This window comes from Kitasatospora sp. NPDC001309, from assembly GCF_042896295.1.
Taxonomy (GTDB): domain Bacteria; phylum Actinomycetota; class Actinomycetes; order Streptomycetales; family Streptomycetaceae; genus Kitasatospora.
On record NZ_JBIAXC010000001.1, the window covers coordinates 55,049 to 76,817 of the forward strand.

The 21,769-nt window shown below is 74.5% G+C and carries 23 protein-coding genes; 12 read left to right on the forward strand and 11 right to left on the reverse strand.

Annotation, left to right across the window (positions count from 1 at the left end):
- Positions 1–31: 31 nt before the first annotated feature.
- The gene (locus ACFY2K_RS00240) at positions 32–2,836 is read right to left on the reverse strand and encodes a lysylphosphatidylglycerol synthase domain-containing protein (RefSeq protein ID WP_387708947.1); all 2,805 of its coding nucleotides are present in this window, start codon (positions 2,834–2,836) and stop codon (positions 32–34) included.
- A gap of 138 nt (positions 2,837–2,974) precedes the next feature.
- A complete protein-coding gene (locus ACFY2K_RS00245) occupies positions 2,975–3,736 on the reverse strand; it encodes an SDR family oxidoreductase (RefSeq protein ID WP_380399606.1) in 762 nt (253 codons plus the stop codon).
- A gap of 181 nt (positions 3,737–3,917) precedes the next feature.
- Here ACFY2K_RS00245 and ACFY2K_RS00250 point away from each other — a divergent pair, with 181 nt between their 5' ends.
- From ACFY2K_RS00250 to ACFY2K_RS00270, 5 genes are all read left to right on the forward strand, one after another.
- On the forward strand, positions 3,918–4,814 hold the full coding sequence (locus ACFY2K_RS00250; protein ID WP_380640743.1) for a helix-turn-helix transcriptional regulator: 897 nt from the start codon (positions 3,918–3,920) through the stop codon (positions 4,812–4,814).
- A gap of 50 nt (positions 4,815–4,864) precedes the next feature.
- The gene (locus ACFY2K_RS00255; protein ID WP_375887480.1) at positions 4,865–5,131 is read left to right on the forward strand and encodes a UBP-type zinc finger domain-containing protein; all 267 of its coding nucleotides are present in this window, start codon (positions 4,865–4,867) and stop codon (positions 5,129–5,131) included.
- A 120-nt stretch (positions 5,132–5,251) separates the two neighbouring features.
- On the forward strand, positions 5,252–5,518 hold the full coding sequence (locus ACFY2K_RS00260) for a hypothetical protein (RefSeq protein ID WP_380529398.1): 267 nt from the start codon (positions 5,252–5,254) through the stop codon (positions 5,516–5,518).
- A 151-nt stretch (positions 5,519–5,669) separates the two neighbouring features.
- Complete coding sequence (locus ACFY2K_RS00265; protein ID WP_380640747.1) at positions 5,670–6,647, forward strand: sigma-70 family RNA polymerase sigma factor; 978 nt, start codon at positions 5,670–5,672, stop codon at positions 6,645–6,647.
- An 83-nt stretch (positions 6,648–6,730) separates the two neighbouring features.
- On the forward strand, positions 6,731–7,222 hold the full coding sequence (locus ACFY2K_RS00270; RefSeq protein WP_380529396.1) for an NUDIX domain-containing protein: 492 nt from the start codon (positions 6,731–6,733) through the stop codon (positions 7,220–7,222).
- A gap of 66 nt (positions 7,223–7,288) precedes the next feature.
- Here the strand turns inward: ACFY2K_RS00270 and ACFY2K_RS00275 are convergent, their stop codons facing one another.
- The 4 genes from ACFY2K_RS00275 to ACFY2K_RS00290 all read right to left on the reverse strand — a co-directional run bounded on the left by ACFY2K_RS00275 (position 7,289) and on the right by ACFY2K_RS00290 (position 10,728).
- On the reverse strand, positions 7,289–8,047 hold the full coding sequence (locus ACFY2K_RS00275) for a Clp protease N-terminal domain-containing protein (protein ID WP_387708953.1): 759 nt from the start codon (positions 8,045–8,047) through the stop codon (positions 7,289–7,291).
- 97 nt (positions 8,048–8,144) lie between these two features.
- Entirely contained in the window at positions 8,145–8,882 is a 738-nt protein-coding gene (locus tag ACFY2K_RS00280) for a tyrosine-protein phosphatase (protein ID WP_380529394.1), read from the reverse strand.
- Between the two features lie 177 nt (positions 8,883–9,059).
- Entirely contained in the window at positions 9,060–9,827 is a 768-nt protein-coding gene (locus ACFY2K_RS00285) for a VC0807 family protein (protein ID WP_380529392.1), read from the reverse strand.
- Between the two features lie 157 nt (positions 9,828–9,984).
- Positions 9,985–10,728, reverse strand: coding sequence for a hypothetical protein (locus tag ACFY2K_RS00290; protein ID WP_387708956.1), 744 nt, complete (start codon positions 10,726–10,728; stop codon positions 9,985–9,987).
- 332 nt (positions 10,729–11,060) lie between these two features.
- On the opposite strand from ACFY2K_RS00290, the gene ACFY2K_RS00295 reads away from it, so the two are divergent.
- The 3 genes from ACFY2K_RS00295 (at position 11,061) to ACFY2K_RS00305 (ending at position 15,029) form a co-directional block, all read left to right on the forward strand.
- Positions 11,061–11,936 carry an RNA polymerase sigma factor gene (locus tag ACFY2K_RS00295; protein WP_380645058.1) on the forward strand — a complete coding sequence of 292 codons (876 nt, stop codon included), beginning with the start codon at positions 11,061–11,063 and terminating at the stop codon, positions 11,934–11,936.
- Positions 11,933–13,003, forward strand: a complete 1,071-nt coding sequence (locus tag ACFY2K_RS00300) for a hypothetical protein (protein ID WP_387708958.1) — start codon at positions 11,933–11,935, stop codon at positions 13,001–13,003. The genes ACFY2K_RS00295 and ACFY2K_RS00300 overlap by 4 nt, the downstream gene beginning before the upstream one ends.
- Before the next feature lie 376 nt (positions 13,004–13,379).
- Positions 13,380–15,029: a protein kinase gene (locus tag ACFY2K_RS00305; RefSeq protein WP_387708960.1), complete on the forward strand. Its 1,650-nt coding sequence runs from the start codon at positions 13,380–13,382 to the stop codon at positions 15,027–15,029.
- Positions 15,030–15,044: 15 nt separating this feature from the next.
- Here the strand turns inward: ACFY2K_RS00305 and ACFY2K_RS00310 are convergent, their stop codons facing one another.
- Positions 15,045–15,788, reverse strand: coding sequence for an MBL fold metallo-hydrolase (locus ACFY2K_RS00310; protein ID WP_387708962.1), 744 nt, complete (start codon positions 15,786–15,788; stop codon positions 15,045–15,047).
- Positions 15,789–15,868: 80 nt separating this feature from the next.
- Here ACFY2K_RS00310 and ACFY2K_RS00315 point away from each other — a divergent pair, with 80 nt between their 5' ends.
- Both ACFY2K_RS00315 and ACFY2K_RS00320 read left to right on the forward strand, forming a co-directional pair.
- Complete coding sequence (locus ACFY2K_RS00315; RefSeq protein ID WP_375887451.1) at positions 15,869–16,471, forward strand: ABATE domain-containing protein; 603 nt, start codon at positions 15,869–15,871, stop codon at positions 16,469–16,471.
- Between the two features lie 7 nt (positions 16,472–16,478).
- On the forward strand, positions 16,479–16,853 hold the full coding sequence (locus ACFY2K_RS00320) for a VOC family protein (RefSeq protein WP_380644111.1): 375 nt from the start codon (positions 16,479–16,481) through the stop codon (positions 16,851–16,853).
- A gap of 45 nt (positions 16,854–16,898) precedes the next feature.
- Here ACFY2K_RS00320 and ACFY2K_RS00325 read toward each other — a convergent pair whose 3' ends face one another.
- Positions 16,899–17,627, reverse strand: coding sequence for a GntR family transcriptional regulator (locus ACFY2K_RS00325; RefSeq protein WP_387708965.1), 729 nt, complete (start codon positions 17,625–17,627; stop codon positions 16,899–16,901).
- A 188-nt stretch (positions 17,628–17,815) separates the two neighbouring features.
- Here ACFY2K_RS00325 and ACFY2K_RS00330 point away from each other — a divergent pair, with 188 nt between their 5' ends.
- Together ACFY2K_RS00330 and ACFY2K_RS00335 are read left to right on the forward strand one after the other, a co-directional pair.
- Entirely contained in the window at positions 17,816–17,938 is a 123-nt protein-coding gene (locus ACFY2K_RS00330; RefSeq protein WP_375887446.1) for a hypothetical protein, read from the forward strand.
- A 10-nt stretch (positions 17,939–17,948) separates the two neighbouring features.
- On the forward strand, positions 17,949–19,079 hold the full coding sequence (locus ACFY2K_RS00335; protein ID WP_387708967.1) for a methyltransferase domain-containing protein: 1,131 nt from the start codon (positions 17,949–17,951) through the stop codon (positions 19,077–19,079).
- 100 nt (positions 19,080–19,179) lie between these two features.
- Here the strand turns inward: ACFY2K_RS00335 and ACFY2K_RS00340 are convergent, their stop codons facing one another.
- The 3 genes from ACFY2K_RS00340 to ACFY2K_RS00350 all read right to left on the reverse strand — a co-directional run bounded on the left by ACFY2K_RS00340 (position 19,180) and on the right by ACFY2K_RS00350 (position 21,725).
- Positions 19,180–20,550 carry an Ig-like domain-containing protein gene (locus tag ACFY2K_RS00340; protein ID WP_387708969.1) on the reverse strand — a complete coding sequence of 457 codons (1,371 nt, stop codon included), beginning with the start codon at positions 20,548–20,550 and terminating at the stop codon, positions 19,180–19,182.
- A gap of 127 nt (positions 20,551–20,677) precedes the next feature.
- Complete coding sequence (locus ACFY2K_RS00345) at positions 20,678–20,869, reverse strand: DUF397 domain-containing protein (protein WP_387708971.1); 192 nt, start codon at positions 20,867–20,869, stop codon at positions 20,678–20,680.
- Positions 20,862–21,725, reverse strand: coding sequence for a helix-turn-helix domain-containing protein (locus ACFY2K_RS00350; protein WP_375887436.1), 864 nt, complete (start codon positions 21,723–21,725; stop codon positions 20,862–20,864). The genes ACFY2K_RS00345 and ACFY2K_RS00350 overlap by 8 nt, the downstream gene beginning before the upstream one ends.
- Between the last annotated feature and the right edge of the window lie 44 nt (positions 21,726–21,769).

Below are 21,769 nucleotides of genomic sequence, written 5' to 3' on the forward strand. Positions count from 1 at the left end.
CCCGCACGCCCCACCGGCCCCCACGCGCCCCCTACAGCGCCTTGCGGCGCTGCAACCAGGTCATCGCCGCCCAGCCCGGCAGCACCGGCAGGATCAGCGTCAGCAGCCGGAACAGCGCCACCGCCGCCAGCGCCCCGCCCTCCTCCATCGACGCGGTCTGCTGGAGCCCCAGCAGCAGCGCCCCGTCCACCGCGCCGACCCCGCCCGGGGTCGGCGCTGCGTTGCCCGCCGCGTTGCCCACCAGGAACACCACCGCCACCGCGGCGAAGGACGGTGCCCGGCCGATCGCCAGGGCGCAGCAGTACAGGCAGGTGATCAGGCAGAGCGACACCGCCAGCTGTCCGGCCACCCCCACCGCCAGCCGCCCCGGATTGCGCAGCAGGTCCAGCAGCCGCGGCAGCACCTCGGCCGTCAACGGCCGCAGTCGCGCCGCCAGCCACCGCCGGGCGGGCGGGATCGACCACACCACCACCAGCAGCACGGCCGCCACCACCAGCCCGCCGACCACGGCCGGCAGCGCCGCCAGCTCCGAACCGCCCGGCTGCGCGTCCACCAGGTAGACGAAGGCCCCCAGCTGCAGCAGGTGCAGCACCAGCCCGATCAACTGCCCCACCCCGACGCTGGACAGCGCCTGCGCGGTGGGGATGTTCGCCCGCTGCAGCAGCCGGGTGTTCAGCGCGATCCCGCCGACGCCCCCGGGCGACACCAGCTTCACGAACGCTCCGGCCAGCTGCGCCAGCACCACGTTGCGGAAGTTCAGCCGCTCCGGCACGAACCCGACGAACCCCATCGCCGCCGCCACGTGGCTCAGCCCCGCGGCCAGCACCGCCAGCGCCATCCACCACGGATCGGCATCGGTCAGCGCCGCGATCGGGTTGTCCTCCACCGCGAAGAACTGCGGGAGCAGCAGCACCCCGGCCACCACCCCGCCCGCCACGGCGAACAGGGTCCGCGGCCGCAACCGCTCCAGCCGCACCGGCCGCCCCACCACCTCCGGGCGCCCGCGCGACACCTCCGCCCGGATCTCCTCCAGCAACCCGCCGGACACCCCGGCCTCCGCCCCGGCCTCCGCCCCGGCCGCGGAGCCGGCCTCCGCGGCCGGGGCGACCCGGCCGACCGCCGGAGTGGCGGACGACCGGGTGGGGACGGCAGCGCTGCCCGAGCTGCCGTCCGGGACCACCGGCTGCCCGGTCTGCTGCCCACCGCCGGCCGCGTCGCCCGGCGCCTGCCCGCCCGGTGTCGACGCGCCCGGTGTCGACGCGACCGCACCGTGGCCGCCCCCCTCCGGGGCCTCCGCCCCCGCCCCCGCCGGACCGGCGCCCGGGCGGCGCTTGAGCGCCTGGCGGGTCGAGCGGGCGAGGGCGATCGGTTGGAGGAGGGGGAGTGCGGCGCCCAGGGCGTCGCGGCCGAGGACGGTGGTGGCGGTGCGGACGGCGCGGTCGGCGCCGGCCCGGAGGGCGAGGGTGGTGAGCAGTTGGACGACGTCGCAGCGCAGGACGAGTTCGCTGGCCGCGATGTCGCCGTCGGCGAAGTCGACCAGGTGGACCGCGCCGGTGCCGTCGACCAGCAGTGAGGACGGGACGAGGGCGCGGTGGGCGATCTCGCGGCGCTGGAGCAGGGCGAGCTGGCCCCAGGCGTCGGTGAGGAGCCCGTCGGTGATCTCCTCGTCGTCGAGCCGGTCGAGGGTGCGTCCGGCCAGGTGCTCGTACGCGATCAGGGCGGTGTCGTGGCCGAGGCCGGCGGTGGCGGCGATCCGGCGGGTGCGGACGCCGGCGGCGAGGGCGGCGTAGGTGACCAGGGCCTCGTGTTCCAGCCCGGTGCGCGGTGAGCGCAGGGCGCGCGGGTGGGGGGCGGTGCGCAGCCGCAGGCGGCGCCAGGCGCGCTGGACGGCGGCGGCGGTGACGGCCTGCCGGTCGAGCAGTTGGACGTCGAGTTCGGGCCGGTCGTCGGCCTGCCGGACCCGGTATCGGTCCGGTCCGGCGGGCAGTGCCTCGACCGGTCGCAGTCCGCTGTCGCGCAGGGCGCGGAGCACTTCGCCGGGCCGGGGCCGCGGGTCCGGGGTGCCGACGGCGTACAGGGTGCCGTGGGCGCCGGTCCAGCCGATGAGCAGCCCGAGCAGCAGGGCGGTGGGGGTGGCGTACCCGCCGGCCAGTCCGGCGAGGCCGGAGAGGGTGAGGACGGCCCAGGGCAGGCGCCGTTCGCGGCTGGCGGAGGCGGTCATGAAGGCGAGGACGGGCGCCAGGTAGCCGTAGACGGGTTCGGTGTGCGCGAGCGCGTCGGCGGGCAGCCGCTGGGTGAGGGCGGTGAGCAGTGAGGCCGGGGCGAGGTCGTCGGCCCACAGGTCGAGGGCGAGGGTGGCGCCGTACGCGATGACGGCGGCGAGCAGCCCGTCGGAGACCTGCTGGAGGGCGCGCCGCCGGTCGGGGCCGAGCAGGCGGCGGACGGCGAGGCCGACGGGCAGCAGCAGGACGGCGGCGGTGGTGAGCCCGCCGGCCAGGTTCGCCAGCGGCCTGGGGACCAGCGCGGCGGCCCCGGCGACGTCGGCGGCGATGCCGCCGGTGGTGGCGCGGGCGTAGTCGGCGAGCAGCAGGGTGAGCGCGATCGTGATCAGGCCGGTGAGCAGCCGGATCAGGGCGACGGGCTGTCGGACCCGGCCGGCCTCGGCCAGCGGGCGGGCCCGTCGCCGCAGGCCTCCCGGGCCTCCCGGTCGGCCGGGTGCGGCCCTGTCGGCATGCCGCTGCCCGGGTATCTCCCCGTCGCTGTCCGGTCGTCCGGCCGGGGTGGTGGTGCCGCCCCCGCCGGTGTCGCCGTTCGTTCTCCCCGTCACGATCGCCACGGGTGGCATGCTCCCATGCCGCCCGTGGGCCGGGGGCGCGGGTTCGGCGCCCCCGCCCCGCCCCCGTCGCGCCCCGGCCCCCCGTCGCGCCCCGCCCCTGTCGTGCCCCGCCCCCGTCGCGCCCCGGGCCCGCCCGCGTCACGCCTGCCGGGTCGGCAGCACCACCTGGTGGCGCAGGTTGACGTGCCGGGGCCGGCTCACGGTGTAGGCGATGAGGTCCGCGATGTCGTCCGCGCCGAGCGCCGGGATCGCGGCGAACAGGCCGCCGAGCTGTTCGCGCAGCACCGGGTTGTCGATGTGCTCGCCGAGTTCGGTGTCGGTGAGGCCGGGCTCGACGGCGCTGACCCGGACGTCGCGCGGGCCGAACTCGGTGCGCAGGGCGGTGGAGAGCTGGGTGAGGGCGGCCTTGGTGGCGCCGTACACCGCGTAGTCGGGGAAGGAGACGTGCGAGGCGATGGAGGAGACGTTGACCAGGTCGGCGGTGCGGCCGTCGGCGGCGGCCGCGGTGAGGTCGGCGGTGAAGGCGCGGACGATCCGCAGGGCGCCGGTGAGGTTGGTGTCGATCATCCGGGTCCATTCGTCGATCCGCCCGTCGGCGAGCGGGTTGGCGAGCATCACCCCGGCGTTGTTGACCACCAGGTCGACCGGGCCGTAGGCGGCGTGGACGGCCTTCGCGGCGGCGTCGACCGAGGCCTGGTCGGTGATGTCGGCGGTGACGGCGAGGGCCTGCCCGCCGGCCGCGGCGATCTCGGCGGCGAGCGCGTCGATCCGCCCGGTGCGGCGGGCGAGCAGGGCGACCCGGGCGCCGTTCGCGGCGAGCAGCCGGGCGGTGGCGGCGCCCATGCCGCTGGCGGCTCCGGTGACGACGGCGGTGCGGGTGGCGAGGGCGGGGTAGCTCATCGGGGACTCCTGGAGGGGTTCGACCTGCTGACGTCGACCACTCTGCGGCGCCGCCGCGCGCCTACCCAGGGCCACGTTCTTCCCGGGTCCGCGCTTCCCGGGAAGTCCCTGCCCGGGAAGTCCCTGCCTGGGAAAGGCAGTACCACCCTCGGGCCGTCGCCCCGGGGCTACCCTGCCTGGCATGGAGAACACCCTGGGGGACTTCCTCCGCTCGCGCCGGGCCCGGATCCAGCCGGAGGAGGTGGGCCTGCCCGCGCACGGCCGCCGCCGGGTGCAGGGCCTGCGCCGGGAGGAGGTGGCGCAGCTCGCCGGGGTCAGCGTGGACTACTACATCCGGCTGGAGCAGGGCCGCGGCGGGAGCGCCTCGGACGCGGTGCTGGACGCGGTCGCCCGGGTGCTGCGGCTGGACGGGGCGGAGACGGCGCACCTGCGGTCGCTGAACCGCCCGCCGAAGGAGGCGCCCGCCCGGGTCCGCGGGGACCGGCGGGTCCGCCCGGGGACGCGGCTGCTGCTGGACCTGATGGCCGGGGTGCCGGCCTTCGTACTGGGCCGCCGGATGGACGTGCTGGCCTGGAACGCCCTGGGCGACGCGGTGAACGGCTTCTCCGAGCGCGCCGCGGCCGGAAAGCCCGGTGCGCCGCTCAACCAGGTCCGGGACGCCTTCCTCGACCCGGCCGCCCGCACCCTGTACCGCCAGTGGGACGCCGTCGCCGCCGAGACCGTCGCCCAGCTGCGCCGGGACGCCGGGCTGCACCCGGACGACCCGGCCCTGGCCGCCCTGGTGGGCGAACTGTCGGTGCGCAGCGAGGAGTTCCGCCGGCTCTGGGCCGACCACCTGGTGCGGGAGAAGACCAGCGGCGTGAAGCTGCTCCGGCACCCGCTGGTCGGCGACCTCGACCTCGGTTTCGAGACCCTGGCCGTCCAGGGCTCGCCGGACCAGGTGCTGGTCGCCTACACCGCCGCGCCGGGTTCGCCCACCGCCCAGAGGCTGGCCCTGCTGGCCAGTTGGACGGCCGCCGGCCCGGTTCCGGAGCCCGCGGAGCGCGCAGAGCCCGTGGAGTCCGGGGACGGGTCCTGAGCGAACGGTCTGAGCGGGCGGCCCGGCCGGAGCCGTCATAGCCTTCGAACATGACCGCCTGCGAAGACCTCGCCATGGCCCCCCGGGACATCGAGCCCGCCCCGCCCACCGACGGCTGCGCGGACTGCCTGGCCGGGGGCAGCCGGGACTGGGTGCACCTGCGGGTCTGCCTGGACTGCGGCCACATCGGCTGCTGCGACAACTCGCCGCAGCGGCACGCCACCGCGCACTTCCACAACTCCTCCCACCCGGTGATCCGTTCCTACGAACCGGGGGAGGACTGGCGCTGGTGCTACGTCCACGAGGTCATGGGCTGAGCCGGCCCCCGACCGCTCCGGTGGCACCGGCCCGTCGACCGGATAAAATCCGGACATAACACCCGAGCGGCCCCTCGGTCCGGCATCCGTCCGGCCGCGGCCGCCGAAGGGAGGCCGACGATGACCAAGCGAACCGCGGGCAGCACCGCCCAGCTCCGCAAGGGCACCCAGGAACTGCTGGAACGCCGGGGCATGGCGACGATGCCCGGCCGGCTCGGACCGAAGCCCGCCTTCGGCGCGCTGTCCGCCCCCGGGAGCCCGACCGGCGACGCCTTCCGCCACGGCGGGCGGGACGCGGCCTCCGCGATGCCGCACGCCGCCCCGGCGATGCACGCGGAACTCAAGGGGCACCGCCACCGCGGCGCCGAGAAGCACTCGGCCCACTGAGCCGGCCCCGCGCCGACGATGCACCCCGCTGACCGGCCGACTGTCAGTGGGGTGCGCTACGTTCGAGCCGTTCACCAGGACGCGGCGGGGCGCCCGGAACGCACAGGGCGCGACGGGGCGGACGGTACGCACGAGGCGACGGGGGCGCACCATGACCGACGTGACCACGCAGGAGCCGGTGGAGCTCCAACTGGAGCGCCACCGCACCGAACTCACCGGCTACTGCTACCGCATGCTCGGCTCGGTCTTCGAGGCCGAGGACGCGGTGCAGGAGACCATGGTCCGCGCCTGGCGCGGGCACCGGGGCTTCGAGGGCCGCTCGGCGCTGCGCTCCTGGCTGTACCGGATCGCCACCAACGTCTGCCTGGACGCGCTGAACGGCCGCAAGGGCCGGGCCCGCCCGATGGACCTCGCCGGTCCGGTGACGGTGGCCACCGCGAGCGACGTCCGGCTGCCCGAGGTGACGTGGATCGGCCCCGCGCCGGACGGCCGGGTGCTCCCCGAGACGGGGGACCCTGCCGAGGTGGCCGCCCGGCGCGAGTCGGTGAAGCTGGCCTTCGTCGCCGCGCTGCAGCGCCTCGCGCCCCGGCAGCGGGCGGTGCTGATCCTGCGCGAGGTGCTCGGCTGGAAGGCCGCAGAGGTCGCCGAACTGCTCGGCGTCACGGTCGCCTCGGTCAACAGCGCGTTGCAGCGGGCCCGCGCGGTGCTCGCCGCGGACGCCTCCGCCGCCCGCCCGGCCGCCGCACTGGACGAGGCGCACCGCGCCCTGCTGGAGCGCTACGTCCGCGCCTTCGAGGCGTACGACATGGACGGCCTGACCGCACTGCTCCACGAGGACGTCACGCTCAACATGCCGCCGTACTCGATGTGGCTGCGGGGGGCGGCCGAGGTCCGGGCCTGGATGCTGGGCCCGGGGCACGGTTGCCGGGGCTCCCGGCTGCTCCCGGTGACGGCCAACGGCGGTCCGGCCCTCGCCCAGTACCGGCCGGGCCCGGCGGGCGGGTACGCGCCGTGGGCGCTGGTCGTGCCGGAGGTGTCGGACGGCCGGATCACCGGGCTCACCAACTTCCTCGACACCGACGTGCTCTTCCCGCTGTTCGGCCTCCCGGCCCGGCTCCCGGCCGAGTAGGCCGTGCTGCTCGGCGGGCGTGGCGGCCGCGCCCCGGTGGCAGAGTGGGGGCGACCGAACCGCCCTGCCCCAGGAGGAACACCGTGACGGCTGAGCCCTTGAGATCCCGCGAGGAGTGGCTGGCCTCGCTGCCCCGGATCTACGCGGCGGCGGGCTGCCTGCTGCGCGACGAGTCCGGCCGGATCCTGATCGTGAAGGCCGGGTACCGCGAGCACTGGCAGTTCCCCGGCGGGACGATCGACCTCGGGGAGGGCCCGGTCGAGTGTGCCGCGCGGGAGTTGGAGGAGGAGACCGGCATCGTCAAGGAGGCCGGCGACCTGCTGGCCATCTCCTGGACCCACCCCTCGAACGAACTCGACCACCCGGCCCAGCACTTGATGTTCGACTTCGGCACCGTCCCGGACGGCACCCCCGTGACCGTCCCGGCCGGCGAGCTGGACACCCACCGCTGGGCCCCGCTGGACGAGGCCCTGGAGCTGCTCGGCCCGGCCCGTTCGGCCCGGCTGCGGGCGGCCCTGGAGGCGGCCGCCGACGGCCGGGTCCGGATCGTCACCACCCACGTCTCCGGCTTCTAGGCCGAGCTGCCGAAGTGCCGTGCCCCGGAAGGGAGTCCCCCCAAGGCACGGTCGGTGGGCCGGTCCTCACCGAGCCCCGGGGTCGGCCTCCCGGGCGGCGATCAGGGCGGCGACGGCCTCCGAGACGAAGGTCTCCGCCTCGGTCTTGTCCACGTTCAGCCCGGCGAGCACGCCCTTCCCGTTCTCCAACTCCAGGAGGGCGAGCAGGATGTGCTCGGTGCCGACGTAGTTGTGCCCGAGCTTGAGCGCCTCCCGGAAGGTCAGCTCGACGGCCTTCTTGCCCTGGGTGGAGTACGGGATCAGCGCGGGCACCTGCTGCTCGACGGCGGTCGGCAGCGCGGCGGTGGTCGCCGTCCGGACGGCCTCCGGGGTGACGCCCTGGGCGAGGAGCGCCTTGAGCCCGATGCCCTCGGGCTCGGCGAGCAGGCCGAGCAGGATGTGCTCGGGGCCGATCTCGGGGTTGTTGGCCCGGCGGGCCTCCTCCTGCGAGGCCACCACGACCTTGCGGGCCCGGGGCGTGAAGCGGGAGAAGCCCTGGCTGGGGTCGAGGTCGGCCGGGCTGCCCGGGCCCTTGGAGACGAAGCGCTTCTGGGCGGCCTGCTTGCTGACGCCCATGCTGTGGCCGATGTCGGTCCAGGAGGCGCCGGAGCGGCGGGCCTGGTCGACGAAGTGGCCGATGAGGTGGTCGGCGAGTTCGCCGAGGTGGTCGGCGGCGATGACCGCGTCGGAGAGCTGGTCGAGCGCGTCGGTGTGGACCTTCTTGATCGCGGTGATCAGGTCGTCGAGGCGCAGCGGAGTGGTGTTGGGGACAACGGGATTCTCCATGCGTCAACCGTAGGTTGTCGACCCGAGGATCGTCAACCATCGGTTGACGCTTACCGCCGGGTAGCTTGTGCTCGCCCCGCGTCGAACTCCGCGACCCCTACGCGGCGGGCAGCAGTCGGCCCCGGACGGCGGCGACCTGGGCGGGCGTGACCCCGGCCGCGAGCAGGTATCCCGCCGGGTCCAGCCCGTCGAGCGCGGCGGCCAGGGCGGCCTCGGCGGTGGTCCCGGCCTCGGCCAGCGCGGCGTCGATCCGGCGGTACGGGTCCGGCAGGCCGAGCATCCCGTACAGCGGGCGGACGTTGGGGCCGCTCAGCAGGTAGTCCTCGGCGATCGAGGCCCGGTCGACCCCGGCCAGGGCGAGCAGCAGCAGGGCGGCCAGGCCGGTGCGGTCGCGCCCGGCGCCGCAGTGCACCACCAGGCCGCCGGGGCGGGCGTCGGCGATCGCGGTGACCAGCGCGGCGGCGGCGTGCGGGCAGTGCTCCAGGTAGGGGCGGAAGGCCAGCGGGGTGCCGTCCAGTCGGCCGTGGGCCGCCCACCAGGCAGGGCCGGCCAGTTCGTCCAGCGGGACGCGGACCAGCTCGACGCCGTCGGGCAGCGGGAGGAGCGGCTTGTACTCCTCGGCGTTGCGCAGGTCGACCACGGTGCGGACACCGTGGTCGAGGAGGGCGTCCCAGCCCTCGCGGGTCAGCCGGTCCAGGTTGTCCGCCCGGGCTATCGCGCCGCGGGTGGTCGGGCGGCCGGAGGCGGTGGGGAGTCCGCCCAGGTCACGGACGTTCAGGCAGCCGTCCCAGACGAGGGTGCGGTCCTCGGTGGTGGTCAGTGCGTCGGTCCGCATGTGGGGCTCCCCGGTCGGTCGTCTCGGGGGATCCCGTTATCCCCTCGTTATATGGACTCCCGGGAGATCCCATTGGTTCCTGATCGTTCGAACCCTCGGCACCGGCAGTTCGTACGGCGTACCGACGGTGTGCCGGCTGCGTTCCGGCTGCGTGCCCGGCGGCGCACCGACGGGGGCTCAGGCCGCGGTCGGGGTCCCGGTCTCGGCGGCGACCAGCTTCTCGATCGGGTCGACCGCGATCCGGCCGAACAGCGAACCGGCCGCGATCGCGCCGATCAGGAACACGGTGGACAGCCAGGCCATGGTCGACACCGGCAGGGTGAAGGCGCCGACCACCCGGGCCGCGCACTCGGCCAGCAGCGCGGTGCCCCAGATGCCGGCGAACACCCGCTCGTGGCGGCGGAAGGCCCGCGAGCCCGCCGCCCGGCCCTCGACCAGCCGCTGCCAGGCGGCGGCGCGGTCCTGCTTCCCCTTCGTGAGGAAGGGCATCAGCACCGGGGTCATCACCGGCTTGCCGACCGCCGCGGAGACCAGGATCGCCAGCGCCACGGTGCCGCTCAGCCCACCGTCCTTGGCGATCATCATCCGGGCGTCGCCGGTGACGAAGGTGAGCGCCAGGCCCGCCAGGTTGACCGCCAGCATCAGCGCGGCCCACAGGTTGACCTGACGCTCGCGCAGCAGGCCGAGGACGGTCCGGCCGGCCGGGAAGACGCTGCTCCAGGCCAGCGCGGCGAACTCGCTGAGGCCGCAGACCGAGTGCAGCAGGTAGTACCCCGCCAGCGGGGCGGCCACGTCGAGGACCAGCGGACGGAGCCCCGAGGCCACCGGGTTCGGCGCCGGGGCGGCGGCCCCGTCCGCGGGGGCGGGGGCGGTGGTGGCGGTGGCGGTGGCGGGCGTGGTGGTGGCGGGAACGGTGCCGGCGGCGCTGACGGTCTGGCTGCTCATGGTGGGTTCCTCCCCGGCTGGTGGCCGCGGGCCGCTGCCCGCGTCGTGCCTCCAGCTTCGCCGTCCGACCCTCCGTCAGAGCAGTGCCGTCCGTTGCCTGATCCGCATGACAGCTGTCACGGTGCGGCCCGTGACACCCCCGCCGACCTGCGCCGTTCTAGGGGTGCGTCGGGCCGAAGGCCCACAGCTCCCGGCCGAGTGTGTCCAGGCACCGCACCGTGCGGAACCGTTCGTCCCCGGCGGACAGGAAGCCCTGTGCCGCTCCGGCCAGCACCGTCCGGGCGACCCCGTCGCCCCGGGTCCAGGCGCCGGTCAGCACCAGCGCCCCGTCGGCCAGCTCGGCACGCTGCACCCGGGCCACCGAGGCGGTCAGCAGCGCGGCGTTGACGTCCTCCAGCTCGGCGGGGGAGAGGTACGGTCCGGCGGTGGGGGAGAGGTCCGCCGCGGCCCGGCGCCGCAGCTCCGGCAGGCCGTAGTCGCGGACGGCGGCGACGGCGTCGTCCAACGGCAGCCGCCAGCGCGGCCCGGGCAGCACCTCCCACCAGACGTCCTCGCCGACCGGCAGCACCTCGCCGATCCGGGCCCGCCAGACCTCGACGCCGCCCCCGGCGTCCGGGCCCGGCCGCTCCCCGTCGGTCCCGCCGCCACCCGCTCCGTCGCCGCCACCGGCCCCGTCGGCGTCGCCCGCTCCGTCGGCGCCACCGGCCCGACGGACCACGCGGAGCCCGAAGGTGAAGGCGACCCGGTCGGCGGCGGGCCGCTCGACCAGCTCGACCAGCAGCCGGTGCGTGTCGTCCGGCAGGACGAAGGCCCGCTGCCGACCGGTGAGGCCCAGGGCGCGCAGGGCGGGCGCGAGGTGTTCGCGCAGTCCCGTCGTGTGGAGCTCGTGGGCAGTCGTCATCGCGGTCTTTCCCTGCTGGTCGTGCGGTCGTCCCGGCCCCGCTCCGGCCGGGGACAGCCCGGAAGCGCCCGCCCGAACGGGTTCGGGCGGGCGTCGTAAGAACGGGCGCGGCGGGGTCGCGGGGTCACGGCGCGGGGTCACGGCGAGGGTCGGGCGCGTCGGCGGGCCCGGCGTCCGGGGCGCGGTCGGCGCCCGGATCGATTCGCCTACCGACAAGGTAGGCAGGGGCGGTGTCCCGGGGCTGCGGGCGAACGGCAGCCGTCCACGGGACCTTGGCCCCGTCCGGCCCGGTCCTTCGACCGGAGCCGACCCGTTGGCCCGGATGGCGCATCATGTGGCGGGTGCAGAGTGCAGAACAGCCCGGAGCGGGCACCGGCAGCCCCCTCGGCCGGTCCGGACCAGTACCCTCCGTCGGCCCACCACCGGGCGGGGGCCCCGCTCCCACCGACCTGACCGAGGCGGTCCGCGCCGCACAGGAGGGGGACGAAGAGGCGTTCCGGCTGCTGTTCCGGACCGTCCAGCCGGGCCTGCTGCGCTACCTGAGGGTGCTCGTCGGCGGGCGGCCCGAGGACGTCCAGGACGCCGAGGACATCGCCTCCGAGGCCTGGCTCCAGATCGCCCGCGACCTGCGCGGCTTCTCCGGCGACGGCGACGGCTTCCGCGGCTGGGCCGCCACCGTCGCCCGCAACCGGGCGATGGACCACCTGCGCGCCCGGCGCCGCCGCCCGGTCGCCGACCTGCCGTACGAGTACCTGGCCGAACTGGCCGCCGGGGACGACACCGCCCGCACCGCTCTCGCCACCGTCGGCACCGCCGACGCGCTGGCCCTGATCTCCCGGCTGCCGCGCGACCAGGCCGAGGCGGTGCTGCTGAGAGTGGTCATGGAACTGGACGCCGAGAGCGCGGCCCGGGTGCTCGGCAAGCGGGCCGGCAGCGTCCGGATGGCCGCCCACCGGGGGTTGCGCCGACTGGCCAAGCTGCTGGACCAGCCCTTCGCCTCCGGGGCCGGGATCCCGGCCGCCCGCCAGGCCGAACCGGGCGCCCGCCGGGCCGAGCCGGCTGCCCGCCGGGCCGAAGCGGCCGCCGGGGAACGGTCGCCGGCCCGGGCGCGGGAGTCCGCGGGGCGACCTGCCGTGGAACCCACGGAAAAAACTTCTCCGCAGGGTGTGACAGAACGCCGGGCCGCGACGCTGAAGGACATGAGATGAGCACCAACCGATCCCGTCGGATCGACCGTGATGCCGCCGAGCACCTGCTCGGCGGTGCCGTGGGCGGCCCGTCGGCCGGGCAGGACGCCTCGCTCACCGGACCGGACGGTGCCGGGCAGCTCGCCCGGGTGCTGGCCGCGGCCGCCGCCCCGGCGACGGCCGCCGAACTGGCCGGGGAGGAGGCCGCCCTGGCCGCGTTCCGGCAGGCGAGTCTCACGCCCGACCCCGTAGTGACACCCCTCCGGAGACGATCCATGGCAACCGCCGCGCTGGCCAGGGCCTTCAGCACGAAGGCCGCTGCCGCCGTGCTCGGCGCCACCGCGCTGTGCGGGGTCGCGGTCGCCGCCGGCACCGGCAACCTGCCGTCCGCCCTGGGCGGCGGCCCGTCCGAACCCGAGCACGCGGTCGCCGCCCCGGGCGGCCCGTCCGGCTCCCCGCACGACACCTCCACCGGAACCGGCTCCGGCTCCGCCTCCCCGGGCGGACCCACCCGGCCGTCCATCGGCGCCCCCGCGGACCCGCACCGCACCGTCCCGTCCGACCCCGGCTCGCCCGACGGCCCCACGGCCGGCGAGCACCCCCGGCACCCCGCCCCGCCCGCCGCCCTGGTCCCGCTCTGCCAGCGCTTCGCGGACCGTACGGGCAAGGGCGAACGCCCCGGGAAGCTGGCCGGCGACCCGCTGTTCGCCCCGCTGGTCGCGGCGGCCGGCGGAGCGGACGAGGTCCAGGACTACTGCGAGGGCGCCCCCGGCCAGGAGGACGGGGACCACCAGGGCACCGGCCCGCGGCCGAGCCCCTCCGGCGCCGGGAAGGGCAACGGCGACGGCGACGGCAAGGCCAAGCCCGGCAAGGGCAACGGGACCGGTACCGGTACCGGCACCGGGAACACCAACGGCAACACCAACGGCAACGAGGACACCAACGGCAACGAGGACACCAACGGCGACGGCAAGGCCAAGCCCGGCAAGGGCAACGCGATCCCGACCCCGTCGAACCTCCCCACCCTGCCGGACACCCGTCCGGGCAGGACCGGCCCCTCCGAGGACGAGCAGTCCGCCCGGAGATGACCCCCAGAACTCCGGATGGGCGGCGAGCGACTCCCCCCGGGCTCGCCGCCCATCCGGATCGCACCACCCGCAGTACGCACAACCACCCGAAGACCCCGGGTGGCCGGTCGGCTCCCCCGTGCCCACCGTCCATCCGGTCGGCCCCGGCCGGCTCGGCAGGCGCTCACCCCGGACGCGCCGCCGGCCCGGCCGGTCCGGAACGTGCGGCCCGCCCTCCCGCAGTCAGGGCGGGCCGCACCCCTCGACCGGCGGTCGGGGGACCGCTGCCCGGTCCCCCGGCCGCCACCCCCTCAGGTCCCGGGCCCGGGGCGGCTATCGTGCACAGGTGCACGAGGCCGCTCGGGACCCCGGAGGCCGCACGTGAGGGGAGTCCCAGGTGATCGGACGCGCGCTGAACGGGCGTTACGAACTCGTCGAGATACTCGGCGTCGGAGGCATGGCCACGGTCTGGCGCGGCCTCGACCGGGTCCTGGGCCGCCAGGTGGCCGTCAAGGTCCTCAACGGCGGCCTCGCCGACGACCCCCGTTTCGCCGAGCGTTTCAGCCGCGAGGCGCAGCACGCCGCGATGCTGGTGCACCCGAGGATCGTCATGGTCTTCGACTCGGGCGTGGACGAGGGCACCCCGTTCATCGTCATGGAGCTGGTGAACGGCCGTTCGCTCGCCGCGGTCCTGGTCCAGCAGCCGCAGTTGCCGGTGGAGCGCGCGGTCGGCATCGCGGCGGCGGTCTGCGAGGCGCTGTCGGTCGCGCACGCGGCGGGCCTGGTGCACCGGGACATCAAGCCCGGCAACATCATGATCACCGACGACGGCGGCGTGAAGGTGGTGGACTTCGGCATCGCCCGGGCCGGTTCGTCCAGCAACCTGACCCAGACCGCGAGCGTGCTCGGTACGGCCGCCTACCTCTCGCCCGAGCAGGCCACCGCCTCCGCCCTGGACGGCCGCACCGACCTGTACGCGGTCGGCTGCGTGCTGACCGAGATGCTCACCGGCGCGACGCCGTTCACCGCCGAGACCCCGGTGGCGATCGCCTTCAAGCACGTCAGCGAGCAGCCCCTGCCCCCGTCCGCGCGCCGCCCAGGCCTGCCGCCGGCCCTGGACGCGGTGGCGCTGCGCCTGCTGGCCAAGGATCCGGCCCACCGCCCGGCCGACGCCGCCGCGGCGCGGGCCGAACTCCTCGGCACCGTACCGGGCCTGGCCGTCGGCGATCCGACCGCGGAGCTGCTCGCGACCGCCGCTCCCACGCAGCTGCTGCCGCCGGTGGGGCCGATGGGGCCGACGGGGTCGATGCCGCCGATGGCACCGACGGGGCCGATGGGGCCGATGGCGCCGGTGCACCCGAACCAGCAGCACACCACCCTGCTCCCGCCCCAGACCCCGCACGGCGTCCCGCACCACCCCGTCCCGGCCGCGACCTCGGTGATGGCGCCGCTCCCGGCGATGCCGCCCGCGGCGCACCCGGCCGGACGGCTCCCCATGCCCGCCCCCACGGTGAGCCGGCGCAACAAGCCCCTGGTCCTCGGAGCGCTGGGCATAGCCGGCCTCGCCGGGGTCATCGCCGTGGTGCTGACCGCCGCCGACGAGCCGGCCGGCAACGCCGCCGCCAAGCCCCCGGCGGCGACCAAGTCCGTGGCCACCACTGCGACGACGGCCCCGACCTCCGCTGCTGCCGCCCCCACCACCCCGGCCGCCACGCCGACCGCTCCCGTGCCCACCCAGTCCGTCCCGCGCAACCAGCCCGCGGAGCTCCAACTCCAGTCCTTCCGGCAGGCCGTGGCGCAGGCGCAGGTCGGCAAGGAGCGCGACAAGCAGACGGAGCTGCTGCAGATCCTCGACGAGACCGCCTCCCGGCTGAACGAGGGCAACCCCGACGACGCCGCCCAGGAGCTCCGGGCCGCCCAGAAGACGATCAAGGACCTGGGCAAGAAGCACGCGATCGACGGCCCCACCTACGCCAACTGGAACGCCCGTCTGTCCGCGCTGTACGCGACCCTCCACACGTCGGCGGGCAACTTCCAGGACGACTGAGGCACTCCGCCCCGGTCAGGCGAACTGCAGCCGGTCGCTCAGCCCGGCCGCCGCGAAGGCCGCTTCCAGCGCCGTACGGCCCTCGGTGAAGTGCGCCCAGCTGTCGAAGTGCGCCGGCACCACGCGCCGCGCGCCCAGCAGGGCGGCGGCCTCGGCGGCCTGGGCGCTGTCCAGGGTGAGCAGCGCGCCGTCGAAGGGGCCGGGGCGGGCGGCGCCGGCGAACAGGACGGCGGTGTCCACCGGGCCGAACCGCTCGGCGATCTCCTCGACCAGCGGCAGCGAGGCGTTGTCGCCGCTGACGTAGACGCTCGGCAGGTCGGGCGCGGTCAGCACGAACCCGATCACCTGGCCGAGCACCGCCTCGGCGCCTTCGGGCCCGTGCAGCGCGGGTGTGGCGGTGACGGTGACGCTGCCGCCGTCCGGGCGGGCCAGTTCCACGGACTCCCAGGGGGCGAGCCCGCGCGCGGTGCCGCCGAGCCGCTCGGCGCCGCTGGTGGTGGTGAGGACGAGCGGGACGGTCGGCAGCAGGGCGCGGCCCGAGGTGTCCAGGTTGTCCGGGTGCTCGTCGTGGGAGAGCAGGACGGCGTCGACCGGGCCGAGGTCGGCGGGGGTGATGGGGGAGGGAGCGGTCTTGGTGAGGGCGCGGCCGCCGCCGCGCGGGTAGTCGCCGGGCTCGTCGAAGGTCGGGTCGGTGAGGAAGCGGAGGCCGCCGAATTCGATGAGGGCGGTCGGGCCGCTGAAGACGCGGATGTTCGACATGCTGGTTCACCTCACGGAGAAAGTCATCGTTTGACGTGATGAAACCTAACCCTCCATCACGGAAGAGCGCAAGGTTTACCATGAGAACCGTGAATGCCACCCTCACCGCCCCGCCGCCCGCACCGGGTTCGGAGCAGCATGTCGCCCTCGACTTCGCCAACAGCGACCTCGCGCTCACCACCGGCCGCCTCGACCTCCTGGCCACCCCCGCCGACGCCACCCGCTGGCTGGTCGAACGGGGCCTCGCCCCCGAAGGGGCGGAGGTCTACGAGTACTGCACCGGACGGCTGCGCGAACTCCGGTCCCGGCTCAGGGTGTTGCTCGCCGCCCGGGTCGACGGCGCGGTGCCGCCGGCCGAGGCCGTGGACGCGCTCAACGCCGCGCTCACCGCCACCTCCGCCGCCGCCCTGCTGCGCTGGGACGAGCCGGACGGCCCGTACCGCGCGCCGGCCCACCCTGCCGACCAGGTCGCCGTGCACGCCATGGCCGTCATCGCGGCCGACGCGGCGGACCTGCTCACCGGCCCGGACGCCGACCGCCTCGCCGCCTGCGCCGCGAGCCCCTGCATCCGCTTCCTGGTCCGCACCCACGCCGCCCGCCACTGGTGCTCGACCCGCTGCGGCGACCGCGTCCGCGCGGCCCGGGCCTACGCGCGCCGGAGCAAGGCTGAGGCCGCGTCATAATGGCGCGGTGCTGACGATCGGATCCCTCGTCCTCGGTGTCGCCGACATGCCCCGCGCGGTCGCCTTCTGGACGGCCGCGCTCGATTACGTCCCGAGGGACGGCCTGGTCGAGGACGACTGGACGGTGCTGCTCCCCGCCGACGGCGGCACCGGCGTCCAACTCGCCCTGGGGATCTCCGAGTCCCCCGTCCAGGTTCACCCCCGCGTCCACCTCGACCTCTACGCGGACGGCGCCGCCGCCCAGGCCGCCGAGGTCCGCCGCCTGATCGCCCTCGGCGCCCAGGAGGTCGACTGGGACCTCTACCCCGACGACCCGGACTTCGTCGTCCTCGCCGATCCCGAGGGCAACCGCTTCTGCGTCATCGACACCGCCCACGGTTGACCACAGGGTTGTCCACAGCCTGTGGACAACCCTGTGGGCCATCCCCTACGGCGTGTACTCGTACCCGATGGTGAACCGGGCGGGCAGGCACGACTCCGTGTACTCGATCAACCCGTCGTCGTCCGACCACCGGTGGACGAGAGCCAGGATCGGACTCCCGACCGCCACCGCCAGCCCGGCCGCCTCCCGCTGGTCGGCCGCCCGCGCGTGCATGTCGTCGCGCGCCGCTGTGACGGTTCGCCCTGTTGCTTCGAGGACCCGCGCAGTGATCCCGTCGTTCCGCCCCGGCGCCGTGTTGAGAAGGTCGGGCACGAGCGCGGCGAAGTGCGCGGGGTACCAGGACACTGCGAAGAGGGTCCGTGACTTGCCGCGCCCGGTGATGTATTCGCGGCGCACCAGCTGCGCGCCGTGCTCCAGGTCGAAGAGATCCGCCACGTAGAGCGGAAGTGTGACGAGTTCGGCAGCCGTCACACGGCCGGTCTCGCCCTCCATCAGGCTGGACCGCACCCGCTGCACCCGGGCGAGCCGGTCCCGGCTGCTGGCGGTCACCCTGGGGTCGTCCGCGACGAACGTGCCACGCGGCGAGGTGCGGAGGTAGCCCTCCACCTGGAGGTGCTGGAGCGCCCGACTCGCGGTGGCCACGGCGACGTTCCAGCGGCCGCTGATCTCCTTGTTGCTGGGCAGCTTCGAGCCCGGCTCGAGTTCCCCGGAGAGGATTCGCTGGCGGTAGTGATCGGCGATCACGGACCATGTCTTCGGCGTCTTGCTCGGCATGTGCGCTCGCTTCCGCTCGGTGGGCGATCCCCCGTATGGGCAGACTGGTTCACTCGTAACCGTAGCGGCCGACCTAGGCCACTCCCCATGCTGGACTAGTTCACTGACGGTCCGTCGGATGGCCGAGGCTCGGTGGGATCCGGAACACCGAACGGGCCGGACACCAAGTGGTCGAGAGGAAGTCGAACATGGGAAAGCGCGGAGACGGCAAGGGCGGTGAGTCCGGGGACAAGAAGCAGTCCAAGCGGGAGTCCGACGGCCAGTGGACCAAGAAGGTTCCGCCGGCCGACCCGGGCGAGAAGAAGAAGTGAGTGCCAACCAATGGATCAGTACGCACAGTTGCTGGCCGACCTGACCGAGGCCGGCGTGCTGGGCGAGCAGTGGCGGGGCGCGTTCGAGCGCGCCCCGCGCTCTGCGTTCGTTCCGGGCACCGTGTGGGTCCCGGACGACGACGCCCCGACGGGCTGTCGGCGGATCACCCGGTCCGATGACCCCGATGGTTGGTGGGCCGTGGTCGATGCCGACGATGTGGTCGTCACACAGGTGGACGACGGGGATGACGACGGACCCGGGGTCGCGACGTCATCGGCGTCCATGCCGTCCCTGGTCGCGGACATGCTCCGCCACCTGGACGTGGGCGACGGGCACGACGTGCTCGACATCGGCACCGGAACCGGTTGGACGAGCGCCCTGCTCTCGGCCCGGCTCGGCGACGGGCACGTGACGACGATCGAGGTGGACCCGAGCGTGGCCGCCGAGGCGGCGGCGAGGCTGCGGGCCGCCGGATTCACGCCCGAGTGCGTGGTCGGTGACGGGCTGGCCGGGTGGCTCCAGGGGGCTCCCTACGACCGCATCCATTCGACGGCGGCCGTCCGACTGGTGCCGTCCGCCTGGATCGAGCAGACGCGGCCCGGCGGCGTGATCGTGACCCCGTGGGGCACCCCGTACGCCAACGCCGGACTGCTGCGCCTGCTGGTCGGAGGGCCGGGCGAGCCGTCGCACGGCCGCTTCGTCGGCAACGTCAGCTTCATGTGGATGCGGTCGCAGCGGCCCCACGCCGTGACCGGCCCGGAGAGCCCGCCGGAGTACCGGGGCCCGTCCCCGATGGACCCCGACCTCGCGGAGGAGGACGTTCACGCGGCGTTCGCCATCGGCCTGCGGGTGCCGGGCGTCCGGTATCGACACGTGTGGGACGACTCAGACCCCAGCGGCACCTACCGCATGCACCTCTCGGACGGCGCGGGCTCGTGGGCGTCCGCCCGCTACGCCGGATGGGACGCCGGGGACGCCGTCTGCCAGTCCGGGCCGCGCCGGCTGTGGGACGAGGTCACCGGCGCCCGGCTGTGGTGGCTGGCGGAGGGCAAGCCGGACCTCTGCCGGTTCGGCGTGACCATCGCCCCGGACGGTGCGCAGTCCGTCTGGCTGGACGACCCCGACAACGCCGTGGTGTGACCCTGGTCCCTCGCAAGATTGCGAGGGACCAGGGAGGGTGGGTGGCCGGGCGCAGGAAGTCGGCGGGGCCGACTTCCCACTCTGCGGTCAAGCGGTCCGGTCAGCCCGAGGAGGGGCGGGCGGCGACGGCGACGTTGACGGTGCCGGTCGCGGTGCGGCCCAGTCCGTCGCGGACGGTGTAGGTGAAGGTGTCGCAGCCGGTGAAGTCGGCGGCGGGGGTGTACCGGACCTTGCCGTCGACGACTGCGGCGGTGCCGTTGGCCGGGGTGGAGACGCCGGTGAGGGTCAGGCCCCGGCCGTCGGTGCGGCCGGTGCTGCTGTCGACGGCGAGGACGTCGACGGTCGTCGCGGTGCCCTGGACGGCGGCCCCGGCGGCGGTGCGGGCGACCGGCGTCTGCGGGACGCGGGTGCTGCCGTAGTAGGTGAGGACGGCATAGGTGCCGTCACCCAGGTCGACCAGCTGGAGGCTCTGGGGCTGGGTGCCGTTGTAGGCGCTGGTGGTGACGGCGCCGTTGGAGCTGTCGACGGTGACGGAGTCGCCCGTGGCGGCGTTGCGGATGCCGGTGGAGCCGTCGTTCTGCGGGGTGAGGGAGAAGCGCTGCGAGGCGAGGCCGAGGGAGGGGCTGGCGCCGACGGTGAGGCCGTTGAGGGTGGTGGTCGCGACCAGGCCGGAGGCGGGGTTACGGATCTCCGTGGAGCCGTCGGCACGGGGGGCCAGGGTGAACTTCTGGGCCGCGTTGCCGTCCTGGTACGCCGAGCCGGTGATGAGCACGCCGGACACCGTCAGGGCGGTGCCGCTGATCGGTTGCGCGACGGCGTCGTTGACGTCGGAGACCGCCACGCGGACGGTGGCGGTGGACTGCTGGCCGAACTTGTCCCGGATCGTGTAGGTGAAGGTGTCGCAGCCGGTGAAGCCGGCGGCGGGGGAGTAGCGGACCTTGCCGTTGGAGACCGCGGCCGTGCCGCTGGACGGCTTGGAGACACCGGTGATCGTCAGGCCGAGCGGCCGGGTGGTGCCGGTGCCGGAGTCGTTCGCCAGGACGTCGACGTCGACGGCCCGACCCTTGTCCGTGGCCGCGGCGTCGTCCCGGGCCTGAGGTTCCTGGGGGTAGCTGTGGTCGGGGTAGAAGGCCCGGAAGCCCCAGGAGCCGTCGGCCTGTTGGACCAGCTCGAAGCTCTGGGACTGGGTGCCGTTGTAGGCCGCGCCGGTGACGCTGGAGCCGTTCATGGTCAGGACGGACTTGTCGCCCTGGTAGAAGCTGCGGATGCCGAAGGAGCCGTCGGCCTGCTTGATGATCCGGAAACTCTGCGGCTGGGTGCCCCGGTAGGTCGCTCCGGAGACGGACGAGCCGTTCATGGTCAGGACGTTGGCCGTGCTGGCCTGGGCCGGAACAGCGGCGGCGCCGACGCCGACGACGGCGGAGCAGAGAAGGGCCGTCGCGGTACGCGCGCGGCTGGAGGGGGTGGACATGCGCCTCTTCCTCGGAACAGGGGAGTGCCCGGGGAGGCTTCCCCGGGCACCTGGCCACCTGCCAACGGAAGATCCACTCGGTCCTTGACGGCCTGAGGGCGGATTCGTTTGCGTACGGCGATGCGGGTTAGGCGTGGTGGTCGAACTCGCCGGCCTTGAGGCCGTCGAGGAGGGCGGTGAAGGCTGCGAGGTTGGTGCGGAGGATGGTTTCGCCTTCGTCGGACTCGCGGAGCTCGACCAGCCCGTCAGCGGCGCGGACCTCCACGCATTCGTTGGTCGCGCCGCTGTAGCTGGACTTCTGCCACTTCGACTCAGGCATAGCTGTCTTCCACTTCTTTCTTCACTGATTGGATGAGGTCCCGCGATCGTTCATCGGAGAGCGCAAGGGCGTCCATGCGCTCGAAGATGGCCCGATGCTTGGCCAGGTCGGCCGGAGCGTCGAAGAACATGACGCCGTGGGCGAGGTCCGTCTGGACGGTGTCCAGCTCGGGGACTGGCCCGGTAGCGAATGTGAGGTTCTCGGAGGCGCCTGGGAAGGTCGCGACGGCGAAGGGCACTACTCGGATCGAGATTCCGGGTCGCACCGAATCGTCGATCAGCGCGTCCAGCTGGTCCAGGAGCACCTTGGGACCTCCGAACTGCATGCGCAGCGCGGCCTCGTGGATGAACGCTTGGAGTGGTGTCCTGCCTGAGCGAACGATCTGCTGACGCTGCACTCGGAAGGCCGTTCGGACGTCGATATCCGGGCGCGGCAGCGGTGGATAGACCCTTGTGAAGACCGCAGAAGCGTAGGCGCCGGTCTGTAGCAAACCGGGGATGTAGGCAGTGGTGCAGGTTGAGAGCGTCGTTGCGTAGTTCTCGATCTCTGCGACTTCGAGGAAGTCAGCTGTCAGGACTTCGCGGTACTCCTCCCACCAGCCTTTTCCTCGCTCAGTGACTATTCCGGCGAGCGCATCGATCAGAGGGCGATTGGCACATGCGCAGGCGGCGGCGATGGTGTGCAAGCGGTCGACACTGATGCCGATCCGTCCCGATTCCATCTGCGTGACCTGGGCTGGACTCATGCCGACAGTCCGGCCGAGCTCAGAGCTACCGAATCCAGCCTGTTCGCGCATCCTCCTCAGCTCGGTGCCAAGCCTGCGTTGGCGGAGTGTCGGATTGGAGCGTGGAGGCATGGGTTCCTTCCGTAGGTGCGGTCCGGCCCAGTGTGCCGCGCTCG